General features: G+C 39.5%; 19 protein-coding genes. 1 reads left to right on the forward strand and 18 read right to left on the reverse strand.

The genetic code is table 11. The annotated features are described in order from the left end of the window. Positions 1-162: 162 nt before the first annotated feature. Positions 163-3,642, reverse strand: coding sequence for a bifunctional 2',3'-cyclic-nucleotide 2'-phosphodiesterase/3'-nucleotidase (locus tag ACXAEA_RS19935; protein ID WP_475097584.1), 3,480 nt, complete (start codon positions 3,640-3,642; stop codon positions 163-165). A 283-nt stretch (positions 3,643-3,925) separates the two neighbouring features. On the opposite strand from ACXAEA_RS19935, the gene ACXAEA_RS19940 reads away from it, so the two are divergent. Continuing rightward, the gene (locus ACXAEA_RS19940; protein WP_475097585.1) at positions 3,926-4,978 is read left to right on the forward strand and encodes a M20 family metallopeptidase; all 1,053 of its coding nucleotides are present in this window, start codon (positions 3,926-3,928) and stop codon (positions 4,976-4,978) included. Between the two features lie 26 nt (positions 4,979-5,004). Here the strand turns inward: ACXAEA_RS19940 and ACXAEA_RS19945 are convergent, their stop codons facing one another. From ACXAEA_RS19945 to ACXAEA_RS20025, 17 genes are all read right to left on the reverse strand, one after another. Continuing rightward, positions 5,005-6,183, reverse strand: a complete 1,179-nt coding sequence (locus ACXAEA_RS19945) for a hypothetical protein (protein ID WP_475097586.1) — start codon at positions 6,181-6,183, stop codon at positions 5,005-5,007. Between the two features lie 136 nt (positions 6,184-6,319). Next, the gene (locus tag ACXAEA_RS19950; protein WP_475097587.1) at positions 6,320-7,504 is read right to left on the reverse strand and encodes an HD-GYP domain-containing protein; all 1,185 of its coding nucleotides are present in this window, start codon (positions 7,502-7,504) and stop codon (positions 6,320-6,322) included. A 230-nt stretch (positions 7,505-7,734) separates the two neighbouring features. Then, on the reverse strand, positions 7,735-8,961 hold the full coding sequence (locus tag ACXAEA_RS19955; protein WP_475097588.1) for an ATP-binding protein: 1,227 nt from the start codon (positions 8,959-8,961) through the stop codon (positions 7,735-7,737). Between the two features lie 205 nt (positions 8,962-9,166). Continuing rightward, positions 9,167-9,958, reverse strand: a complete 792-nt coding sequence (locus tag ACXAEA_RS19960; RefSeq protein ID WP_475097589.1) for an ABC transporter permease — start codon at positions 9,956-9,958, stop codon at positions 9,167-9,169. A gap of 11 nt (positions 9,959-9,969) precedes the next feature. Then, entirely contained in the window at positions 9,970-10,758 is a 789-nt protein-coding gene (locus ACXAEA_RS19965) for an ABC transporter permease (protein WP_475097590.1), read from the reverse strand. Continuing rightward, positions 10,733-11,758, reverse strand: coding sequence for an ABC transporter ATP-binding protein (locus ACXAEA_RS19970; protein WP_475097591.1), 1,026 nt, complete (start codon positions 11,756-11,758; stop codon positions 10,733-10,735). The genes ACXAEA_RS19965 and ACXAEA_RS19970 overlap by 26 nt, the downstream gene beginning before the upstream one ends. 353 nt (positions 11,759-12,111) lie before the next feature. After that, entirely contained in the window at positions 12,112-13,674 is a 1,563-nt protein-coding gene (locus tag ACXAEA_RS19975) for a SulP family inorganic anion transporter (protein ID WP_475097592.1), read from the reverse strand. Positions 13,675-13,781: 107 nt separating this feature from the next. Next, positions 13,782-14,078: a DUF5658 family protein gene (locus ACXAEA_RS19980; RefSeq protein WP_475097593.1), complete on the reverse strand. Its 297-nt coding sequence runs from the start codon at positions 14,076-14,078 to the stop codon at positions 13,782-13,784. Between the two features lie 55 nt (positions 14,079-14,133). Continuing rightward, the gene (locus ACXAEA_RS19985) at positions 14,134-15,096 is read right to left on the reverse strand and encodes a nucleotidyltransferase family protein (RefSeq protein WP_475097594.1); all 963 of its coding nucleotides are present in this window, start codon (positions 15,094-15,096) and stop codon (positions 14,134-14,136) included. A 45-nt stretch (positions 15,097-15,141) separates the two neighbouring features. Next, entirely contained in the window at positions 15,142-16,953 is a 1,812-nt protein-coding gene (locus ACXAEA_RS19990) for an ABC transporter ATP-binding protein (RefSeq protein ID WP_475097595.1), read from the reverse strand. Further along, complete coding sequence (locus tag ACXAEA_RS19995; RefSeq protein ID WP_475097596.1) at positions 16,929-17,420, reverse strand: S24/S26 family peptidase; 492 nt, start codon at positions 17,418-17,420, stop codon at positions 16,929-16,931. Before ACXAEA_RS19995 ends, ACXAEA_RS19990 begins: the two co-directional genes overlap by 25 nt. Continuing rightward, positions 17,410-17,670, reverse strand: a complete 261-nt coding sequence (locus ACXAEA_RS20000) for a PqqD family protein (RefSeq protein WP_475097597.1) — start codon at positions 17,668-17,670, stop codon at positions 17,410-17,412. Before ACXAEA_RS20000 ends, ACXAEA_RS19995 begins: the two co-directional genes overlap by 11 nt. Continuing rightward, positions 17,670-18,443 carry a hypothetical protein gene (locus ACXAEA_RS20005; RefSeq protein WP_475098178.1) on the reverse strand — a complete coding sequence of 258 codons (774 nt, stop codon included), beginning with the start codon at positions 18,441-18,443 and terminating at the stop codon, positions 17,670-17,672. The genes ACXAEA_RS20000 and ACXAEA_RS20005 overlap by 1 nt, the downstream gene beginning before the upstream one ends. A 47-nt stretch (positions 18,444-18,490) precedes the next feature. Continuing rightward, complete coding sequence (locus tag ACXAEA_RS20010) at positions 18,491-18,715, reverse strand: hypothetical protein (protein WP_475097598.1); 225 nt, start codon at positions 18,713-18,715, stop codon at positions 18,491-18,493. Between the two features lie 240 nt (positions 18,716-18,955). Further along, on the reverse strand, positions 18,956-19,423 hold the full coding sequence (locus tag ACXAEA_RS20015; protein WP_475097599.1) for a VanZ family protein: 468 nt from the start codon (positions 19,421-19,423) through the stop codon (positions 18,956-18,958). A 170-nt stretch (positions 19,424-19,593) separates the two neighbouring features. Continuing rightward, a complete protein-coding gene (locus ACXAEA_RS20020; RefSeq protein ID WP_475097600.1) occupies positions 19,594-20,469 on the reverse strand; it encodes a hypothetical protein in 876 nt (291 codons plus the stop codon). 182 nt (positions 20,470-20,651) lie between these two features. Next, positions 20,652-21,740 (reverse strand): acyltransferase family protein, encoded by a 1,089-nt coding sequence (locus ACXAEA_RS20025; protein WP_475097601.1) that lies wholly within the window; start codon positions 21,738-21,740, stop codon positions 20,652-20,654. Between the last annotated feature and the right edge of the window lie 10 nt (positions 21,741-21,750).

Raw genomic sequence — 21,750 nt, forward strand, 5'->3', positions numbered from 1 at the left:
CCTGTTTTTCATTTGTAAATAAGTGTAAATGAAACCATTTTCAAAAAGTTAATTATTGGGAAAATTTCTTCGGGTTGCTAAATTTGATTCCAAAGAACTACATGGAAATTTGTGGGACAACAAAAAAAGAACGCTAGATTTGCGCTCTTCCATACTAAACTATTAATTTAATTTTGTTACACGACCTTCAATTTGTGGATTGACTTCTTCATGAGCCTTTAGATAGTTGACTAGTGCATCAAGGTCAACCACATCAATTGTGCGATCTGTGATGGTTGCGAGGATCGCATAACCGTCTCCGCCGCCAGCCATGTAGTTGTTGACTGTGATTGAGTATGTTTGATCCATTTGAACAGGAGTTCCGTCATTCTTCGTAATGGATACAATACGGTCTCCAGCAGCTCTTGAATCATCATACGTAACCTTTAAACCAGAAACTGGCATGATGCGGACCTTGCTGCCCCATTGCTGTTCCAGCAGGGTCTTAATCTGTGCACCCGTTACGTTCATTCTAACAAGGTCGTTGCCGAAAGGCTGGACTGTGAAAGCTTCTTTCCATGTAATCGAACCTTGGTCAATATCCCCACGGACTCCGCCTGAGTTCATGAAGGCAAAATCAGTGCCTGTCTGCCAGCGCATTGCATCGGCAATCAGGTTGCCCATTGGTGATTCGCCTGCAGCATTTGCTTCACGCTTGATATAATTTGGAGTCGATCCAATCACTTCGTTTAAAATTGGTGCAACATCCGCTACATAACCATCAAGGATTGCTTTGATTCCTGCATCAGGCGTGATCTTGTCACGGTAAGTCGTCACGATTTCCGATTTGCCAACCATGACATCCTTTGTTTTAGGGTTGATCAATAGATCTACATCTGAAAAAGCTGTTCCTGATGAATAAGATTGAACAACAATCTTGCCGTCTACTTTCGTGTTTGTGAAAGCGTGGTTGTGGCCGCCCAGCAGCACATCGACCTCATCGTCAACACTTTGCGCAATATCCACAAGCTCTTCACCAGCGTCTGAACCATCTGGGTTAGAGAAAGATGGATTATGGGCTAAAACAACAATTGTTTCAACACCCTTTGCTTTCAACTCTTCTGTATAGCGGTTGATTGCTTCTGTTTCGTCAGTAAACTCTACATCCTGGACTGCACTTGGAATGACGATGCTAGGCGTATCGGATAGAGCTACGCCAATGATTCCAACCGGGATTCCATTCACTTCTTTAATTGTATATGGCTCTAAAACATTTTCGCCTGTAGCTTTATAAACAAGGTTTGCTGCAACATAAGGGAAGTCAGACCCTTCGAATTCACCATACTTTTCAACAGTCGCCGGATGGCTGCCGCCATTGATCAGACGCAGCATTTCGACTACACCTTCATCAAACTCGTGGTTCCCTACAGTAGCTGCATCAAAGCCAAGCTCATTAAGAATCTTGATTGTCGGCTCATCCTGCAATAAAGCAGATACCGGCGCACTTGCACCAACTGCATCACCTGCGTGAAGCATTAATGTATTAGGATTTGTCGCTTCACGCTCTTTTAAATATGCAGCAAGGTATTCAACACCGCCTGCATTGATCTTTGAATTGTATGTGTCCAGCTGGCCATGGAAGTCATTGATTCCTAAAAGCTGTAGGCCGATTGGCAAATGAAGCTGGTATTTTGCGAATCCATTAGTTGCTTCTCCAGCAAAGTCGATGAGACCATTCTCTGGAAGAGCTGTTTTTGCAGCTGGCGTTGAGTTAAAAGTGACGTTCAGCTCTTTACTTACACCTGCAAAGCTCCAGTTGTTATCAGCAGATGGATCAATTGTTCCAGCTTCACTAATATAATCGATGATTGCCTGACGGTTCTCATCAGGATACATTTCAATTGCTGTCTTATTTCTTACACCTGGGAAGTTTCCATTCGCACGATAGTTATTCGTGACAACAAGAAATTCCTGATCAAGGTCGATTGGCTGGCCATTGTACTGCAAGTTTTTGATACGGTTGGCATCAGCGTTAACTTCCTTGCCATCCTTATCATATTTCGCTGGCTCAGTTACATCAATTTCGTATGTTACTCCATCGATAACATCGTAGTTATACGTTGGGAAGCTTGAATTGACTAATTCTTGTTCTCCAGCATTATTCTCGTTAATCTGGTTGAACTGCCCGGCGGACATTTCCAGCCATTCTTTAACATCCGCACCTGTTACCTTGATTGTTGCAACAGTGTTAGGATACAAATAAAGGTCGGATACGTTTTTAATCGCAATAGTCCCTTTAGGGATGTATGTGTAATATTCTGCGCCATTGCGTCCACCTGCTTTAAAAGGGGCCCCAGCAGAAAGGATTGGCAGATTTTCGTCGGCTGTGCCTTTGACTTTCTTTTCAACATACCATTTCTGTGCATTTGTAACGATCTGGATAGATGGGTCGTCCTGTACTAACGCGAAATAGCTGTGGATGTCTGCAGTAGTCTCTCCAACAGGCTGGCGCACATACTCAATTGTTCCTTCATGGTCTTCTTTGATCGCTTCCAAAATCTTTCCGTCAGTTTCTACAAGACTCTCTTTCGTAGTCTTATTATAAACTGCTCTTGTTTCAGACTTTGAATCCTTAACGATCCATTTGCCTCTTTCCTTAGCGATGGTTAAGTCCATAACGCCAAGCTGGTTACCCCAGTTTCCTGCCATGACAACAGGAACGCCATTGATTGTTCCCTTTTCTTGATTTACGCCAGGAAGTCCTTTGAAATCACCAGGGAATGTCAGGTGATTGTGGCCTGTGATGATTGCATCAATACCCTCAACTGTTGAAAGGTCGTATGCTGCATTTTCTTCCATCTCAACAACTTGTTCATCGCCGATTCCTGAGTGAGAAAGGGCAATAATGATGTCAGCACCCTCTTCTTTCATTTTAGGAATCTGTGCTTCTACTGATTTTACAATATCTTTCGTAATAACCTTGCCATCAAGGTTCGCTTTGTCCCATTGAACGATCTGAGGTGTAACAGCTCCAACGACGCCAACTTTAAGAACCTGCGTTTTGCCGCTCGCATCTGTTACTTTTTTATTAAAAATGGTATATGGCTTGAAGTAGTTTACATCATTATCCGGATTATCATCACCGTCATACTTATACACGTTCGCGTTTACATATGGCATAGGCGCATCGTCCAATACTTCATCCAGGTATTCTAAACCATAGTTGAACTCATGGTTGCCAACTGTGGCACCATCATAATCCAGCAGTTCCATAGCTTCGAAGACAGGATGCTTTTCGCCATCTTCCAACTTGTCCACCTTTGCCTTATAATCGCCAAGCGGATTTCCCTGGATCAGGTCTCCGTTGTCAAAAAGAAGATTGTTCTTGCCAGCTTTTTCAGCTCTTGCCTGCTTGATTAAAGTAGCCGTTTTAGCCAGGCCGAATTCATTGGTCTCGGTATCTTTATAATAATCATAGTTAGCAATATGTGTATGAATATCTGTCGTTCCCATGATACGCAGCTGCACTTCAGTTTTAGATTTTGCAGGCTTTTCAGCTGCAAAGGTTTTATATGAAACAGGTCCTGCTAATACCGATAATGCCATTGTGGTAGCAACAACGGATTTCCCCAACTTGCGCAAAGGCTTTTTCAAGAGATCCATCTCCTTAATAATTGAATTGGTAGCATACGTGTATAATTATAGTAGGATTGGAGAAGAAGGAAATGGACTGGAAGACCTGAATTTTCTTAACTTTTTGTAAAGTTCGAGTAAATAAACGGGTATATTTTCCTAATATTTGTCAGATCCCCTCAAAAAAAGTCAGCTTTTTCGAATAATATAATTATCTTTTTCCCTCAAAAAGTACTACCATCGATTTATAAGATTGAAATGATAATAGAGTGGTATTGTATTGTAGAACCTTTTTCGAGGAGTGTTGGTACTAATGAAGGAATTGTTAAAAGAATTGATTTTGATTGACAGCTCCACTAAGGAAGGTGCCAATCAGGCTGTGGAGTTTTGCAAACAGTGGCTTCTGGAGCATGACTTACAACCACAATTAATCGAAAACAATGGATATAAAATGCTCGTCTGCGAGATTGGCGAAGGAGATAAAACGATCGTATTCAACGGCCATGTGGACGTCGTCAGCGGGAAAAGAGACCAGTTCATCCCCGTTGAAAAAGATGGCAGGATCTATGCCCGTGGCGCAGCTGATATGAAGGCAGGCGTTGCGGCGATGCTGGTTGCCGTGAAAGAACTGAGCACGCAGAAACCAGGTGTGAAAATCCAGCTGCAGATTGTCTCGGACGAAGAAATCGGCGGCTATAATTGCTCAGGATATCTCGTGAAAAATGGTTATCTCGGGGATTTCGTGATTTGCTCAGAGCCTACACAGCTGGGAATCGCCTTGCAAGCAAAAGGCGTATTGAGGCTAGAGGTAGAAGTTAGCGGGAAATCAGCGCATGGCAGCCGCCCATGGGAAGGCAAAAATGCGATCGTGAAAGCCTATAAAATATATGAAAAACTGCTGGACCTGCCTTTTACCCAGGATAGCTCAGAGTTTTACCAGTCACCATCCATCAACCTGGCCATCATCTCTGGAGGCGAGGTATTTAACAAAGTTCCAGACAAATGCCTCATGTCCCTTGATATCAGGTATCTTCCCGGACAAAATCCGGATATAATCGTCCAGCAAATAAAGAACATTTCCGGTGGAGAAGTGCGCGTGGGCCTGAACGGAATACCTGTTGCAACCGAGAAAGACAACCCCTTCATCACTCAGCTCAAACCTGTGGTGGAAAAGCATATCGGAGGCGTAGCAGTCATGTTCGGACAGCATGGAGCAGCAGATACACAGTATTTCTCCGCCCTCGGAATCCCTGCGATTGAATTTGGCCCTAGTGGCGGGAATTGGCATGGGGATGATGAATTTGTGGAGTTAGAGTCTATTGAAACATATAAAGATATATTGATAGATTTTATAAAGTCGTATTGAAAAAGACAGCCCCTTCGGCTGTCTTTTTAACTGCTGTAACGATATTTCTTTGTCCATGAGTAAAGCAATAAACCTGAAACTAATACGATTTGCAGCAAAAAGACAACCGAATCCCAAAAACGTATGCTGTTGATTGGTTCCGTAAACCCAGGAAGCATCATATGGTTAACTGCAAAAATCATTTGCGGAATGTAGTAGTAGGCGGCGATGGCGATTGTGATCAGGATGCCTGCCAAGTAAAATCCTGCGTAGCTTCGGACGAACTTTTCTTCCCCGGCAAATGTTTCTGTCTGTGGCACGCTGAGGAAAGGCATCCACTTCGATAAATAATTCCGCCCGTTTTCCATTAGGTTGTAGCAGCCTGTTTTATTTTCAACTACATAGTATAAATCCGTCTTCATGAACACTGCGGTCTGGTAAATCAAACGAATGAATGTATCAAGCACGACTAATTTTAATAAACCAGTGATGATTGTGTTTTCGATTGTAAAAAGCTGTGCCAATAATGCCAGGAACAAAATAGCACCGTCAAAATACATTCCAGCAAGGTATAGTTTATTACGTTTTTCAGCCGGCAATTTCCATACCTGTGACATATCCGTTTCTAACACTACAAAAAAGAGGCGGTGCCCCAATTCAATTTTTGCTGGCAACCCTTCAGACCTCACTGCAAGGACATGGCCGAGTTCGTGCAGTAATACAAGCAGGAATGTAATTATTAGCCAAGCTACAACATTTAGGATCATCAAGTCGAATACAAATAGATCTTTGTAATTTGGAAATAAACCCGGTTTGAACATAACTATCATTAAGCTTGTAATTAATAACCCTATATATACCTTTGAGCTGATTGGATTAAAGAGGAAGCGACCGAGTCCTGCTGGAATCCAAGTGTAGCCAGAGTGTAAATTTGTTTCAGCACTCCTATGCATTGCTTTCCCGTTCAATTCGCTTACTAAATCAAGGTCTAGAAGCTGGCAAACAAATTCAATGATGTTTACATCCTCTTCGGGATACTGAGATTTCAAAGCGTTCTCAATCTCATCTAGTGATCTATTCTGATTAATTAACTCTATTGCATCTACACAAACGCAAGGCATTTCAAAAAATTCACTAGCACCGATATCTTCAACAATATAATGCTTCGAATCTTTACGAATAGTTAAAGGACGCAGCGATATTTCAGTATTATAAGAAAGGTTCATAAATATCACCTATTAAGAAAAGATAGGGATGCGGCCAATGCCAACACCCCCTCCCAAAATTAAGGTAAATATGCACACCACCAGCAAGTCAATTTAACTTTTTTTAGCTTCCGGATTTTCATGTCTTCACCTCCCCTCAACTAATTTGATCTTGAACAGGGAGAGTTTTAGGCCAATCATATCTAACATGAAAAGCAATCCATTCAGGGAAAACTTCTTTAAAAAGTTCGACTAAATCTGGATCAAACTGAGTACCTTTACCTTCAATAATTCTTTTATAAGCTTCTTCTACAGACATAGCAGCACGGTAGGATCTAGACGAGGTCATTGCATCAAAAGCATCTGCAATCGATACTATCCGTGCTAAGTATGGTATTTTTTCATCTTTTAGCTGTTCTGGATATCCTTTACCATCCCATCTTTCATGGTGGGACCTTATTATATCTATACTATCTCCTAATCCATTAACCTTAATAATTGCTTCAGCTCCAACATCTGGATGAGTTTTAATAACCTCATACTCTTCCTTAGTTAGTTTTCCAGGCTTCATAAGTATGGAATCAGGAATATTTACTTTCCCAATATCATGAAGTAAACAAGCATATGTAAAAGACCTAAGCTCTTCTATTGTGTATTTCCCGGTCGCTTCTGCCAGGGAATTGGCATAATATGCAACCCTTTCGCTATGACCTCTTGTGTATGGGTCTTTAAGCTCTATTGTTGCAATGACACCCTTTACTATGCCTGATAATTGGTTATCATACGAAGTCTTAATGGCCTCGACATACCCTTGAAATCTTTTAAGTATTATCCAACCCAGAAGTGACAAAATTATGATTAATGCAACAGGAAATAGTACAGCGGTTGTCTGAAGTAAAACACCCATAAAAGCGTATTTTAATAATGTACCTGAAGCAACCGTCCAAAAGAAAACATTATTAACGAAAATTGGAGCGAAAAGAATTAGGAATACCTCTACAATATTACCACTCTTATATTCGAGTGATGTCCCAAAATATGTTAATGAATCATACAAAATTGTTAATAAAGTATAACTTAGAAAGAAAAAATGCTTAACCCAAAAATGATGACCCTTCTTTAACATCAAAACCATAATTGGTAATAACATTGCAATTAAAGAGTAATAGTAAAATCTTGAATCATTTAAAGGCTCAATATTCTGATTCAAAATAAATTTTGGATACACATAAAAGTAAAAACCTTCAAAGGAAATGAAAATAACATAAAACAAAGCCAAGAACCACTTGAGAGCTCTTTTTTCCTCATGGTGCAAAGATGGATCATTAAGTGAATTTTGCATAAAAGTACCCCGCATTTTCTATCAAATACCTTAAACATTAGTTTACTTTGATATCGCCATTATTCTTTTTAGTTTAATAGTTTTATTAAAATAAGAACAAAATAAAACTTTATACCCATTTCAAGAAGGCGATATTCGACTATTTTCTACATTATAAACCAAAAGGACTATTACAAGAATAGTCCTTTTGGTTTATTTGATAGCTGGTTTTTCATTTTTCCACCATAATTTTATTCAGTTATCGGTAGGGTAACGGTAACTGTTGTCCCATTACTCAGCTCACTTTGAATAGTCAATCGGCCACCATGTTCTTCAATGATTTTATTCGTAACCATCAGCCCTAAACCATTACCGTTTTGCTTAGTTGTATAGAAAGGTTCGCCTAGCTTAGCCAGTTTCTCTGGATGAATTCCACAACCTTCATCTATGACAGAAATATATACTTGGTCATCTTTTGTTTTAGAGCGGATTGTTACTGTTCCGCCTTCAGGCATTGCTTCCATTGCATTTTTGATTAAATTTATAAAAACCTGTTTTAATTGATTCGCATCACACAAAAGTATTAGAGATTCTTCTATTTTAAGTTCTATATTAATATCTTTTCTTTGCGCATGTGGATCAATTACCGAAATTACATATTGAACAATATCTAAAAGATTCATAGGAATCTTTACCGCGGTATTAGGTTTTCCTAAGATTAATAGATCATTAACAATTCCATTGATTCTATCAATTTCATTTAGCATGATAGGATAGTATTGTTCATCGTTTTTGTCTTTTTCTTGCTGTAATTGTGTAAACCCCTTTAATGAAGATAAAGGATTTTTAATTTCATGCGCTATTGCAGTTGCCATTTGACCAATGACTGCAAGTTTTTCCTTCTGCCTCATATCTTCATGGATTAAATTAATTGCCTTAATATAAGATTGAAAACGGTTAAGCAAGATCCAGGCAATTGCAGCAATGAATATAATCAATCCCATTGCGACTAGTACTTCAGGGCTTTGAAATATCAATCCAGTTATAAGATATTTAACAAAAAAACCTATAGTCATTGTCCAAAAGAAACGGCTGCTTACAAAAATCGGAGAGAACAGTATAAAGTAAATTTCCAATACATGCCCACTGCCAAACTGCTGTTTCGTTCCCCAATAAATCATAAAGTTGTTAACTACATCTAAAAGCGCAAATGCTACGAAGTAAATATATTTTATTTTTTCTGGCTGGCCACGTTTTACTAGGTAAATTGCAAGCGGAATCAGCGCGAATAGAAAAATATGAAAGAAAAAACCTAGTCCGCCTAGAGGTAACCCTACCTCTGCCTTATTAAAATAGGGAACTAAATAATAATAGATGAAATCATAGGGTACAAGGATTATATAAAAAGTCCATAAAAAGAACTTTACTGCTTTTACTTCCTCATATATTAAAGCTGTGTTTCTTTTTAATTGTTCCATAAGGAATCTCCTTAATTCTCAAACATAGTTAGCTTTATTATATCAGGATATGTCACATCTTGTTACTTTTTGTCATACTTTGCAATCTTTTCACTTATAATTTTTTTTATGATGATAAAGGAAATTTTTATAGAATGAAAAATGGATCCGGTATTTCCACCTGATCCTGAGTAATTTTTCCACTTCAATCTTATAACATCAACCTTTAGCTTCCTGTACTCGCAAAAGCTTTCAGTCCCCGGTTCCAGAACGCATAAGCGATAACACAGCAAACAATCGCTGCTACCGGGGTCCAGAGAGCAAAATCCTTGTAGCCGGACTTATCAATAAAATATGCCGCTGGATAGAATGCCGTGAACCCATAAGGGATGATCCACGTCAGGAACATGCGGATTCCTTTGTGGTAAATGGTCAGCGGGTATCTCGCAAAGTCGCTCAGGTTAAAGACGGCCCATACAATAGGCAGACTGTCGATCATCCAGAAGCTGAATGTCGCGAAAAATAAGTTTATCGCCACGAATATTAATCCGGATGAAATAATCATGATGACCAGCATCGCGATTTCTGCTGCTCCCCAGACAAGGTCAAGCTGTGGAATCGCCGTGCCTAAAATAATCAATCCGATAATCAGCTGTCCAAAACCATCCTGATGAAGGCGGTCTGCCACGACATGGAACAATGGATTCACCGGCCTGATCAGTAAGCGGTCCAGCTTCCCCGGCCTAATATACTGCCAGCCGAGGGTCCATAAATTATCGAAGAAAATCTGGTGAATCGAACGGCCTGTCGCCGCGATTCCATAAACAAATAATATCTCATAAAACGACCAGCCATTAATCTGCTCAATATGGTCGAAAACCACTTTTACAAAAAAGATGGAAGCGAACTGCTCGAGCATGACCGAAGCGACCCCAATCAAAAAGTCGATCCGGTACTCCATCATCACCTTCATATGGCTCTTTGCAAACTCCCAATATAATCTCGAATAACGACGCATAGAATCGCCTCCTAACCTCCAAAAATCGTAATCTGTTTAATTGCCTGCGACCAGATTACCCTTACCAAAACATACAAAGATACCAGCCAGAATAGCTGCACACCCAGCGCCATATATGCCTCCGTCCCGGTAATCAGCCCGGAATAAATCGAAACCGGCAGATATACCATCGCCTGGAAAGGCAGGAACTCGGTGATTGTTCTGAGCCAATCTGGAAAAAGCGTGATTGGTACGAGTGCCCCTGAGAAAAATGTGATCAACGATTCCTTCAGCACCCTAACACCCCAGACATTGACCGTCCAGAATGCCAGTACGCCAACCAGGAAATCGAAGAATGTGCCAATCCAAATACCTGCCATTGCACTCACGATGAACAGCAGTATCGTTTCTGGTGATTTTGGAAAGGACAAATCCATGAAAAAGTACGCAATCAGCACCATCGGAATCGTTCCCTGGATTAAGTACATAATCTTCCCGCCAATATCAACGGCGAACATTTTAAAGATCATATCGTAAGGACGCATCAGCTCAATCGCTACGTTCCCATCCTTAATATTTTCTGCGAGTTCATTGCCGACGCCACCTACAAATCCCTGCAGCAGCATCGCAATCACGATGTATGTCAGCATCGTTTCCAAATTAATATTTTCAATTGTCGTCTGGTTTGCATAGACTGCCTGCCAGAAGAAGTATATAATCAACAGCCTCATTACAGCTGAAACAGTCCCTGCCCAGTACCACGCTGAATAGGCCGTGTTCTCCTGCATCCGCCCCTTAGCTATCTGCCAATACTTTCTCATGCTCTCCCCCCTGTTCCTGCTTGTTGTACAGCTCCTCTACGATCGTTTCGATCTTAGGATCCGCAATATTCAAATCGCCAATTTCATACATGCTCATCATTTCCGAAATGACGAACGAGCTCTTCACCGCATCATGGTCAAAAGACAGGCTCACCTTTGTTTCTTCTTCATTCGGTAAAATCTCTACCTGACCCTCGAGCGACTCTGGCAGTGTGAATTTTTCTTTATCTGCCAGTTCAAAATGAATCACACGCTTTTGGCCGAATTGCTTTTTAATTTCATCAAGTCCACCGTCATACAGGATCGTACCACCATCGATTATAATGATTCTGTCGCAGATTTCCTCAATGTCCTGCATGTCATGTGTAGTCAGCAGCACTGTTGTGCCCCAGCGCTGGTTCATTTCTTTAATAAACTTGCGAATCTTTACTTTTACGGCAATATCGAGACCGATCGTCGGCTCGTCAAGGTAGACAACCTTAGGCCTGTGCAAGAAAGCCGCAGCCAGTTCACAACGCATTTTTTGACCGAGGGAAAGCTGCCTTACCGGGATGCCGAGCAATGGTTCCAGGTTCAGCACCTCTGTGAACATCGCAATCGTTTCCTGATACTCATGCTCCGGAATCTCGTAAATATGTTTTAACAGATTATAAGATTCTCGGACAGGAATGTCCCAGAATAGCTGCGTTCGCTGCCCGAAGACTGCCCCGATGTTCACCGCATTTTTCTGGCGATTTTCATAAGGAACAAGTCCATTCACCGTCACCTTTCCGCTCGTAGGCGTAAGAATCCCCGTCAGCATCTTGATCGTCGTCGACTTGCCGGCACCATTTGCACCAATATAACCAACCGTCTCTCCCTGCGCGATCGAAAAATCAATCCCCTTCACCGCATGCTTCGTCTCATACTTCCGGTTAAAAAGCGACTTGATTGCCCCTTTAAGACCAGGATCGCGCTTCACCAATTTATATTCCTTTTTCAAATTTTCAACTGTAATCATCAAAATCATCCTTTCATTAAGAAAAGTGCTCACTCCCTGTTCAATACTGACAAACGGTTGCATTAAACAGCACTTAAAATCCAAAGAACATACATTCGTATTCCATGCACAAAAAAACCACAGACATCCCAGTCCGTGGTTTAAGCAGTTATTTTACATGACAAAAATAAACGCTACTACACACTATACAGGCAGGCCGAAGGTATAACATATGAAATTGTTGTTGCTGTTCCATTAGTTGTTGTGTTCAACATTCCGACTGCCTCCTTAAGTTTTTTGAATACTTTAACATTGTATCTGTAAAAGAAAATTTTGGCAACTGTATTTCAAAAAAATTTGGCACCTGAGTTTACTCAAGCACCGTGTACTAGATTATTTTTAAACTTTATATAGGTAATTAATTCTTCCAAAGTATCAAAGTGACCTGTAGAACCAAACTTCTGGAATATATTCATCTTGCGCAGTATTCCGCCAAGGTCTAAATCATTGCCGACGAGATATAGATTCTGTCCACGTTCTTTCAACTGATCCTTCAACTGCAGAAGAAGCAGTGCGCCTGAAGCATCAACAATTGTGACTTTTTCTAAGTCAATCACTATGTGCTGGCTGTCATCAGAACTTACTGTTTTGGTAATTAACTCTGTCGCTCCAAAATACAACGGTCCTTCGAGCGTGTATATTTTCAAACCATTTTCGGTTACAGTCGTAATCTTGAAGCATTCATCACTCATCCGTTTCATGAAAATCAGCGCACTCATAACAATGCCGACGCCAACCGCTACCATCAGATCGATAGCTACTGTCAAAATCATCGTCACCAGCATGACCGCCGCATCCGTACGAGGCTCATCCTTGAGGATTTTCAAACTGTCATAATCAAACATCGTGATTCCAGTCATAATCAAGATTCCTGCCAGGACTGCGAGTGGAATTTCTTCTGCTAACGGTCCGAACACAAGCATGAATAACAGCAAGGCAACACTGTGGACCATTGCCGAAATCGCGGTCTGTCCACCACTGCGCAGATTAACAACGGAGCGCACAGTAGCACCAGCACCAGGCATAGCGCCGAATAATCCAGCAAGAGTGTTACCGATTCCCTGACCAATTAATTCCTTATTGCTCTTGTGCTTTGTGCCCGTCATATTATCCATGACAACCGAAGTCAGCAGTGAATCGATGGATCCTAGGACTGCAATACTTAAAGCAGCTGGTATCAGCTGAATCAAGGTACCTAAATCAGCTGCAGGCAGATGGAATTGAGGCAAACCTTTTGGAATCTCTCCAATTCTTGCAACGTTGTCAAAGAAGACAAAATCATTGATAAACGGCAGTGTAAAATGAACATCCGGAACCAATTTTTCCAAAAGAATTACCGTAACTGTTCCTAAAATGAGCGCCATTAAACTTGGTGGAATGATTTTAATCCATTTTATTGACAGAAGCATGAAAACGATTGTCAGCAACACGACCAAAAAGCTGCCTGTCACATATTGCAGTTGCCCCATAATGATAATGATGGCAATCCCATTCATGAACCCGCTGACTACAGGCAACGGAATGAATTTCAAATAATTTCCCGCCTTCAATACCCCGAAGACAATTTGAAAAAGCCCGCCCATGAATGCGGCAATAAAAGCATACTCCAATCCTTTTGAAGCCACAATCCCTGTAAAAATGATTGTAATCGGCCCAGTCGGACCTGTAACCTGGCTCTTCGTCCCGCCAAATAAAGCGGCAAAAAAGCCAGTAATAATGGCACCATACAACCCAATAATGGCCCCATCAGAATTTCCCGTCGCCTGCACCCCAAAAGCCAATGCCAGCGGCAGCGCAACAACCGAAACCGTAATCCCGGCCAATACTTCACGCTTCAGGGTTCCAAACATCAACGATACGCCTTCTTTCTTATACATGATAAGAAAATTATACTCCTGGAAAAATGGATAATGAATATGAAAATAGTAAAAAGAAGTGAACTTTTTAGAGGATCTTTTGAGGAGGAAAATAGTTTCCGGCTGAGTCAAATCAATTGAAACAGCCAGAAGCTGTGTACGGCAATAACAGCGGTATAGCATGCGGCAGCAAAAAGGGTTAAACTCTTAGTCAACCTGGATTCAGGAACTTTTTTACTGAAAACAAACAGCAATAAAATCATAGAAAGCAAAATTTTCACCGCAATGAATAATTCAATATCCAAAGAGTACAACTTCTCCATTAGCGGGTTTCCTTCGGTTATGAGCGAGTTTTCGATTCCGGCAACTGTCAGGGCTGCGTCAGCGAGGTTGAGGAGAGAAAGATAATAGAATAACAGGACCAAGTGCATCACCTTGCTTTTTTCATATTATTATTCCCACGCCCCCATCCTCATAACACTATTTTTTCCTTGGAAGAATTGTTTCCATCACTTCTTTCATTACATGGCTGGACGTATCGTAACTAAAATATTGAAAATCGATATAATCCGTATATTTCTTATAGATTTTGCATCCTTCCTTTTTATCCCTTAACGTCAGATACCGCTTGCCAGACTTATAAGGAAAATGCTTGATTCGATCCAAAAAAGGGTACTCTTGATAAACAGCAGTAAGGGTTCTGATTACTCTTTTTCTCGTTTTATGCTTTTCGGCAATTTCAATTAATAAATCGAAATCCAACTCATTCTTTAAACAGTAAATCAGATGGATAATGTCCAGAAAATATTTTAGTGAATCCAAGTTGTGACGCCATCCATGCAGGACAATCATATAAAATACATGCAAGTGTGTTAGTTCTTTAATATAATCAGATTCTATTTGAGAATTGGCTGCCAACCAGAATTCTTTTATATTGAAATTCGCTGTCGACTCCTTCAGCAAATCCCAATGGAGCTCAACGACCAAAGGAATTTCTGACCCTGGCAATTGCTTGCTGTAACTGCAATGAAAATGGCCTTCAATTCTCTCCTCTTCGTTTGTAAAACCTAATTCCTTTACTAATTTCATAGCTGCATCAAGATCCTGTCCCTCAATCAGCAAATCTATATCAGATGTCTTCCTGGCCCCCAGGCTTCCAAAATAGGATTCAGCAAAGCAGACACCTTTTAACGGAATAACTTTCATATATCTTTCCTCAAAAGCACGAAGAAGTTGAGTTGTTTCGTGTTTTACAAATAAATTAAGCTGCAACGTTTGTAAAAAATGGTTTTTCAAATATTGATAGAAGAAGTCTGGTACTTCATTGAGCCTTTCTTGCTCTTTTAACAAATGGTAGATTTGAGGAGCTATAGTATCGAAATCTCGATCATCTATTAGCTGTTGATAATAAGATTCATCGTTTGGTAAACGACTTTTTTCCATATATAATGCATCCAGCAATTGAGTTATCATAATCCAAAACCCCGCTCACTTTGATACCAAGGATAAATGGTCAGCCTTCTTAGGCTTTAGTACAGTTGCATTCAGTTTTTGGTAGAGGCCACCCTGTTCAATTAACTCTTCATGCGTGCCAGTCTGCACTACTTCCCCTTCGTCCAAAACAACGATTTGGTCCGCATTCTGAATTGTTGAAAGCCTATGGGCAATGACAATTGTTGTTTTATCTTTCATTAAATGCTCGAGCGCTTGTTTTACCATGGATTCAGTATTGCTATCCAGAGCTGATGTCGCTTCATCCAGCAGCAATATTGGCGCATCCTTTAAAATCGCTCTCGCAATCGCAATTCGTTGCTTCTGTCCGCCAGATAGTTTAATTCCTCTTTCCCCAATCTCGGAATCATATCCTTCAGGAAGCCCCATGATAAATTCATGGATACATGCCTGCTTTGACGCCTCAATCATTTCAATTTCAGAAATTCCTGGTCGAGCCATTAATAAGTTGTCTCGGATACTTCCAGCAAATAAGAACGTCTCTTGAGGAACATGGGCAATTGCGCTCCTTAACTCTGACAGCGTCATTTCTTCTGTCGAAATCGTATCTATTAGAATCTGTCCCAATTGTGGCTGGTAAAAACCTTGCAGCAGATTGAACAACGTCGTTTTACCTGCCCCGCTCGGCCCAACAAGAGCGACCATTTTCCCCGCTGGAATTTGCAGATTCAAGTTAGAGAAGATTGTATTATTTTCATCATAACTGAATGTGACTTTCTTAAATTCTATGGATCTAATGTTAGTTTTTACAGGCGAGTATGACGTTAGTTCTGACGAAGCCACAGGCTTTTCGACCAAATCAATGATTCTCTCGATCGCAGCAATCGACCTCTGAAATCCTGCCCACTGTCCTGCCAGCCCTGTTAAAGGATAAACAAGATAGCCTACGAGATTTGTGAATGTCAATAAAGAACCGATGGTCATTTCTTTTTGATAGACAAAGTAAGCCCCGAGCGAGAGACAGGTAAGAAATACAACAGAACTGATCAAGTAACCGCCGGAATAATACCAGCCCTGCAGCTTGGCGTTCTCTAGCTCCAATTTAAAATAATCATCGTTTTCGCGTGTGAATTTTTCAAATATCTTCTTTTCCAATGTAAAAGAACGTATGACCTGGAATCCCTGGAATGTTTCATTCAAAGTGTTGTTGATTTCAGCAATCAAACTATGAAGCTTGCGGCCATTTCGTTTCAGCAGCAACCCAAAACCGGCACCAGCCGCAATGGCAACAGGGGCAATTAGGACGCTGATCAGACATAGCACCCAGTTTATTTGGAATAGATAAATGAGGACGGCAATATAGGTGATCGGCAGTCGAATTAAATTAATCAAACTGCTCCCTGTCACACCATCAATGCTGTGTATATCATTGGTAAAATACGAAAGAAGATCGCCGGAACGGAGGTTGGAGGCAGTTCCTGCAGGCAGGCTGAGAATATGCTTGAATAAATGTTCTTTCAAATCCTTTTTCAAGCCATTTGAGGCAATCGTTTCAAAATAAATATCACAGAAATTCGAAATGATATTCAGAACAGTAAGCCCAATGCCAATTGGAATCAGCCTTTTCATATCCTCAAAATCACCCCGGATTGCTGCATCCGTAATATTCCCGAAAAACCAGGCGAAAGCAATGGTAAAGAAAATATCAAACCCTAATAAAAAAAGGAGTGCCGAATAAGCCTTCCAATGTTTAAGAAAAAATGGCTTCAACATCGAAAAGGTCTTACGAATATCCTTCATTGAAAAATATTGATTCGCAATCGTTACAAGCTGTTCCATTTTCGCCATAGCGTACTCCACAAATAGGTATAGTGAGATTTCCAGTTCAGATATTTTCGAAGGCCCCCTGATAGGATGGGGAAGGCCAGAAGAAGTTTCCCCCACAGTTGAAGAGTGGAATCATGAGTGGATATCTCTTGATGTTTCTTTTTGATAACTGTAAGCCTGCCAATCAGCTGATCTGCTGTAACTGGCTGATCATACCCCAGGTTCGTATCACCTTTGAAAAGATAATGGCTGACACCGTTATTCGCTTCCATGCGGATAAACCGGTGGGCAATCAGCTGTCCCTGATCGTTGTGGAATAAAAAGATATCTCCCTTCATCAAAGAGCCAGGGCTGCATGGCACAAATCTGCATACATCCCCTCTCTTGATCAACGGAAACATGCTGTTCCCATGAGCAGGCAATTCAAGAAATCCATCCTTCTCAATCGCAACCTTCAAAAAAAGAATCGTTTCCTGGTCAAATAGCATGACTAATCAGCCCACATTTCATTAAATCGGATAAAAAATTATCAATTGAAGCTTTTTCACACACTGCACCATATTCCTGATCAATTGCCTCATGGAGAGTTTCTACCGACTGCGCCTCTCGGAGCTTCTGCCAGCAGAAGCCCCCAAGCTCATTCAGCCTCGTGACCGTAAATTGTTCAGTATCCAGAATGATCCACTCATCCTCAATATGGGTCGCATCAAAGCTATTCTTTTGAATAAATTGGACCATTATGAAATCAGCTCCCAAAATGTAGGATCTTTACGGAAATACAGCTCATAAACGGGTACCTTCTCTACCAAAGTTCGCAATAACCCCATAATCCGTTGAGTCTCCACCGAATCATGACTCCAATAAAACACCTTATCCATAAGAGATAGTAGCGCATCTGGTTTGCGCATCTTCTCCAGTCTATTCGTTTCTGACTGATGAAGAAGCTGGATTCCAGCTAATGTGCTTGGCTGTTGATAACCTGTGGATTGCAACTCACTGCGGAAAGGCGAATCGAATACAGTAATCTCATCCTCCGTAATTTTAACAATCGTGGCTTCATCTGATAAAAGTTCACGAGGTTTGGACAGCCTTGCAGCCGTCGACTTCCCTGCTCCCGAATGACCGGCAAAGATATGCGCATTGCCATTCTGGATTGCACAGGATGAATGAATCAATAGGCCCCAGTTGTGGTAGACGATGTAGGAGCTGTAGAGATTCATTAGAGCATGTTTCAGCGCTAGTTCGTCGTGGACGTGGATTGTTGCTGATGTGTAGTCTTGGGTGGATTCTATTAGGTAGTCGGTTCTTTGGAAGAAGACATTGGTACCATCTTTCTTTATAGCAACATTGTAATCTTGAAACGATAGTCCATAATTAGCAATAATCTCCACATTCAGGTTTGTAAAGCTACTACTAATAAAGCTTAAAGAGAAAGTCTTATTTAATATTTCAAACTCTTCGAATGATTTATAAATAAATCCAACTGTGAGGTCCGCTATACTTATTACCATCTTTTTCAAATAAATCACCTTTTTCAATACCTCAGAATGCGCAATTCTTATTTCCCCTTACCTTTCCCGTTCCCCTTTCCTTTTCCACCACCATTATCATGTCGTGGTCCGGTATAAGGGTCGTTTGGATAGTGAATGCCATCGTTACCTGTCCCAGGGTGATCTAAATTGCCCTTCCCTTTATTCCAGCTCTGCGCAGTTTCAAATTTAATAGGTTGATGGCTTAATACTTTGGGCAGAAAATAATCTTTTCCTTCTTGGTCTTTATTCATGTAATAACCTCCTAAGAATGTTTAATGTTTAAATTTCAAGCACACCAAACAACATTTAGTTACTGTTCATTAGTATAAATCACAAGTCGTTCTTTAAAAAGAACATTCTATCGACAAACAATTCGATAATATTCGACCCTAATCATGAAGGTATTATTCTCCTTTGTAGTAAAATAGAAAACAATAAAGTTAATTTGCTTTCATCGTAAAAAAGTTGAAAAAATGTAAATTTCACGATCATTAGAGTCTAGTTGTTATTTTTGTTTTTCTTTCAGCCAGATGGTTGGTAACTTTTCTAATAACATTTCGAAAAAGACCTTTGTGAATCATAAACCAAATAATCAGAATGCCTATTGTATCTTTTATCAAGTCTGCAATAGACATTGATCGATGTGGTACAAAATGCTGATGGATTTCATCAATTATTCCATACAGGAAAGCAATCACGAGACAAAATAATTCTTTGCTGTTATTAATCGGACCAAAGGTTGCTAATGCTAATAGAAGTAAAAAATATAATATCCCAAATTCAATTAAATGTGCTAGTTCAAGAGTTGCACCAAATGCAAATATTAAAGACATGCTGAATTTAGGAGAAAGATGGTACATTGCATGTTCAGGATTAAAATAGCTTGATTGAAGCCAAATCAAGATCATATAAAGGACTGGTAAAGTCCAAATGAACAACCGAATTATGTGAACTTTCATTCCTTTCCTCCTTCTTGCTATCTATTTTCGACCTCTTCAAGCGGATTGACACTAAGCAAAAGAAAAACATTTTATAGAAACAGAAAAGGGGCAATCCGCCCCTTTTCTGCAAATTCATTCTACTTTTCACTCTTAATCATACTTTTTTACCCTTATCTATCTCGAAAACTTTAATTTCCTTTTGGAGCTGTTTTCCTGATACCTACAATATTAATGTCACTAGAGCCCACAAAGGTGGAACCCTCATTTGTCTCTCCACTTAGGTAGCCAATGGTATCTGCAGTATCTAATCCTGTTTCTTGGAAGGAGAAGTGATAAACTTTATCTATGAACCCGTCACTATTTTTATCTTCCAGACTCCAATGAGATGCAATTGCACCACTATTTTCTCTATCGCCAAAACGAACAGTGCTATCAACTATTTTTGTGACATCAAAATTTTCCGATCCAAATATAGCTACCGGTATTTTCCCTTTAGAAATCGCACCAAAACTGCTTGGGTCACTGCCAGGTTTAATATCGATGGGTACAATTGTTGTGCAGTTGTATTCGATATCTAACTGGGCATAATCGATAGCAAACTTGTCAAAACGATATCCCTCGTTCCGTATTTCGATAACAGCAGTACCATCTTCCAGCAAATCATAGAAAGAAGAATCTAAAATAAATTCTGCCATAATTACGAGAGTTGATGGTGCATCATCAAATGCATTAGGGACTTCACGTCCATCAACATATAATTTCAAGTCTATTGAATCATCAAAACCATCATTTATGTTATACGTGTTAATTGACAACTTTGCATTTAATATAGCATCACTTTCGACAGGGGAAAAAGTATGTGTCCATGATTTATCTCTAGTATCCCATATATCGAAAATCCCATCTTCCGGTTCATGGACAATATCATAACAACAAACTCTACCTAAATTATCATCATCACCAACAACACTTGAACACTGGCAAACTTCTCCTATTCCAGCATTAGCTGAAGACAACGGCAATGCAAGGATTATTGTCACAAATAAAATCATCTTTTTTATCATTTTAAAAGCACCTCTTCATTTTTATTTTGTAACTGCAAACCTGTTCAAATGTTATTATCCAGAAAAAAATTCTTTATTAAGAACACTCAACTAACTGTTAACCTTAACATTCGAAATTTTATAATATTAAATTTATAATTTGTCAGTGCATCTTTACTATAACAAACTGTAAATTACCAATATTAGTTATAATTGTTTATTTTATCTCCCGGGTTGTTTTTAAATATTTTTATTTTTGCTATTTTTGTAGTTGAAAGTACCTTACTTTTTAAAAAGTTAGAAACAGGTTTTTCTATAAATGAATAAACCACACAACCTGTAAGAATCGTAAATACAATAACTAATATCATTGAGTTGAAATATCCAAATATATTTACTAAGTTAAACTTTCTAAGCACCAAAACATAAAAATGGATGACCGGTAATTGTGACACAAATATGGAGTAAGATGCATCACCAAGATAGCGCATACTTTTATTGAGCTTTGTTTCTTTCTTCATGTCTACTAGTGATACACCAAGCATGATCAAGGAAGCAGAAATAAAATAAAAATATATCTCATTTATATTAATAAATCCATAGACATTATTAATCCATACAAACAAGTAGCCCATAACCCCTAAAATTATGAAAGCTTTATCGTAAATAATCTTATAATTCATTACCAAATGAGCTATAACAGATCCGAATACAATTTCAAGATTACTGAAGCTAAATACAAAAGGAATCAAATTGGGAACGACCCCAAATTCTACAAGAATTGAGGTGGTTATCCAACTTAAAAGAATAACCTTTAATATCTTAGGTTTATAAATTAGCAAACCAAACAGCAAATAAAAAAATACAACATGTGTAAGTGACCATGTTGTATCTAATATTTGGATGGTTGGAAAAAGCAAAATATTCTTTATTATTACTTCAAGTTCCTTCTCATGCCCATCACCAAATTGTGGATTAATAAATATTAAAACTAATGTCGCTAATGTAAATAACCAGTAAACTGGATATATTTTTATGATACGTTTAAGAAAAAACTCTTTCGCCTTTCCATTAACACCTACATTCTTATAATAAAGATAGTATATCATGAACCCCGTTACTATAAAAAAGAAATCCAGCCCACCAGTTCTGGTCCAGTCACCTGTATTGAACCAGTCATAATCAAAATAAATGTTGAATACTTTATTTGCATGACCAATCAAAATCATAACTACTCCAATTGTTCTGCAGGAATGTACTAACGAAAGCCTTTTATTTTGATGTATATTCATGAATAATACC

Source organism: Mesobacillus sp. ABV4_180 (assembly GCF_056158485.1).

What these genes read in the sequence shown, in the direction of transcription:
- ACXAEA_RS20020 (WP_475097600.1), bottom strand. Translation starts at nt 20,469, where the DNA reads ATGATAAAAAAGATGATTTTATTTGTGACAATAATCCTTGCATTGCCG.
- ACXAEA_RS19960 (WP_475097589.1), bottom strand. Translation starts at nt 9,958, where the DNA reads ATGCGTCGTTATTCGAGATTATATTGGGAGTTTGCAAAGAGCCATATG.
- ACXAEA_RS20025 (WP_475097601.1), bottom strand. Translation starts at nt 21,740, where the DNA reads ATGAATATACATCAAAATAAAAGGCTTTCGTTAGTACATTCCTGCAGA.
- ACXAEA_RS20000 (WP_475097597.1), bottom strand. Translation starts at nt 17,670, where the DNA reads ATGGTCCAATTTATTCAAAAGAATAGCTTTGATGCGACCCATATTGAG.
- ACXAEA_RS19940 (WP_475097585.1), top strand. Translation starts at nt 3,926, where the DNA reads ATGAAGGAATTGTTAAAAGAATTGATTTTGATTGACAGCTCCACTAAG.
- ACXAEA_RS19965 (WP_475097590.1), bottom strand. Translation starts at nt 10,758, where the DNA reads ATGAGAAAGTATTGGCAGATAGCTAAGGGGCGGATGCAGGAGAACACG.
- ACXAEA_RS20010 (WP_475097598.1), bottom strand. Translation starts at nt 18,715, where the DNA reads ATGAATAAAGACCAAGAAGGAAAAGATTATTTTCTGCCCAAAGTATTA.
- ACXAEA_RS19950 (WP_475097587.1), bottom strand. Translation starts at nt 7,504, where the DNA reads ATGCAAAATTCACTTAATGATCCATCTTTGCACCATGAGGAAAAAAGA.
- ACXAEA_RS19970 (WP_475097591.1), bottom strand. Translation starts at nt 11,758, where the DNA reads ATGATTACAGTTGAAAATTTGAAAAAGGAATATAAATTGGTGAAGCGC.
- ACXAEA_RS20005 (WP_475098178.1), bottom strand. Translation starts at nt 18,443, where the DNA reads ATGGTAATAAGTATAGCGGACCTCACAGTTGGATTTATTTATAAATCA.
- ACXAEA_RS19975 (WP_475097592.1), bottom strand. Translation starts at nt 13,674, where the DNA reads ATGTATAAGAAAGAAGGCGTATCGTTGATGTTTGGAACCCTGAAGCGT.
- ACXAEA_RS19945 (WP_475097586.1), bottom strand. Translation starts at nt 6,183, where the DNA reads ATGAACCTTTCTTATAATACTGAAATATCGCTGCGTCCTTTAACTATT.
- ACXAEA_RS19935 (WP_475097584.1), bottom strand. Translation starts at nt 3,642, where the DNA reads ATGGATCTCTTGAAAAAGCCTTTGCGCAAGTTGGGGAAATCCGTTGTT.
- ACXAEA_RS19995 (WP_475097596.1), bottom strand. Translation starts at nt 17,420, where the DNA reads ATGCTATTTGACCAGGAAACGATTCTTTTTTTGAAGGTTGCGATTGAG.
- ACXAEA_RS20015 (WP_475097599.1), bottom strand. Translation starts at nt 19,423, where the DNA reads ATGAAAGTTCACATAATTCGGTTGTTCATTTGGACTTTACCAGTCCTT.
- ACXAEA_RS19990 (WP_475097595.1), bottom strand. Translation starts at nt 16,953, where the DNA reads ATGGCGAAAATGGAACAGCTTGTAACGATTGCGAATCAATATTTTTCA.
- ACXAEA_RS19955 (WP_475097588.1), bottom strand. Translation starts at nt 8,961, where the DNA reads ATGGAACAATTAAAAAGAAACACAGCTTTAATATATGAGGAAGTAAAA.
- ACXAEA_RS19985 (WP_475097594.1), bottom strand. Translation starts at nt 15,096, where the DNA reads ATGGAAAAAAGTCGTTTACCAAACGATGAATCTTATTATCAACAGCTA.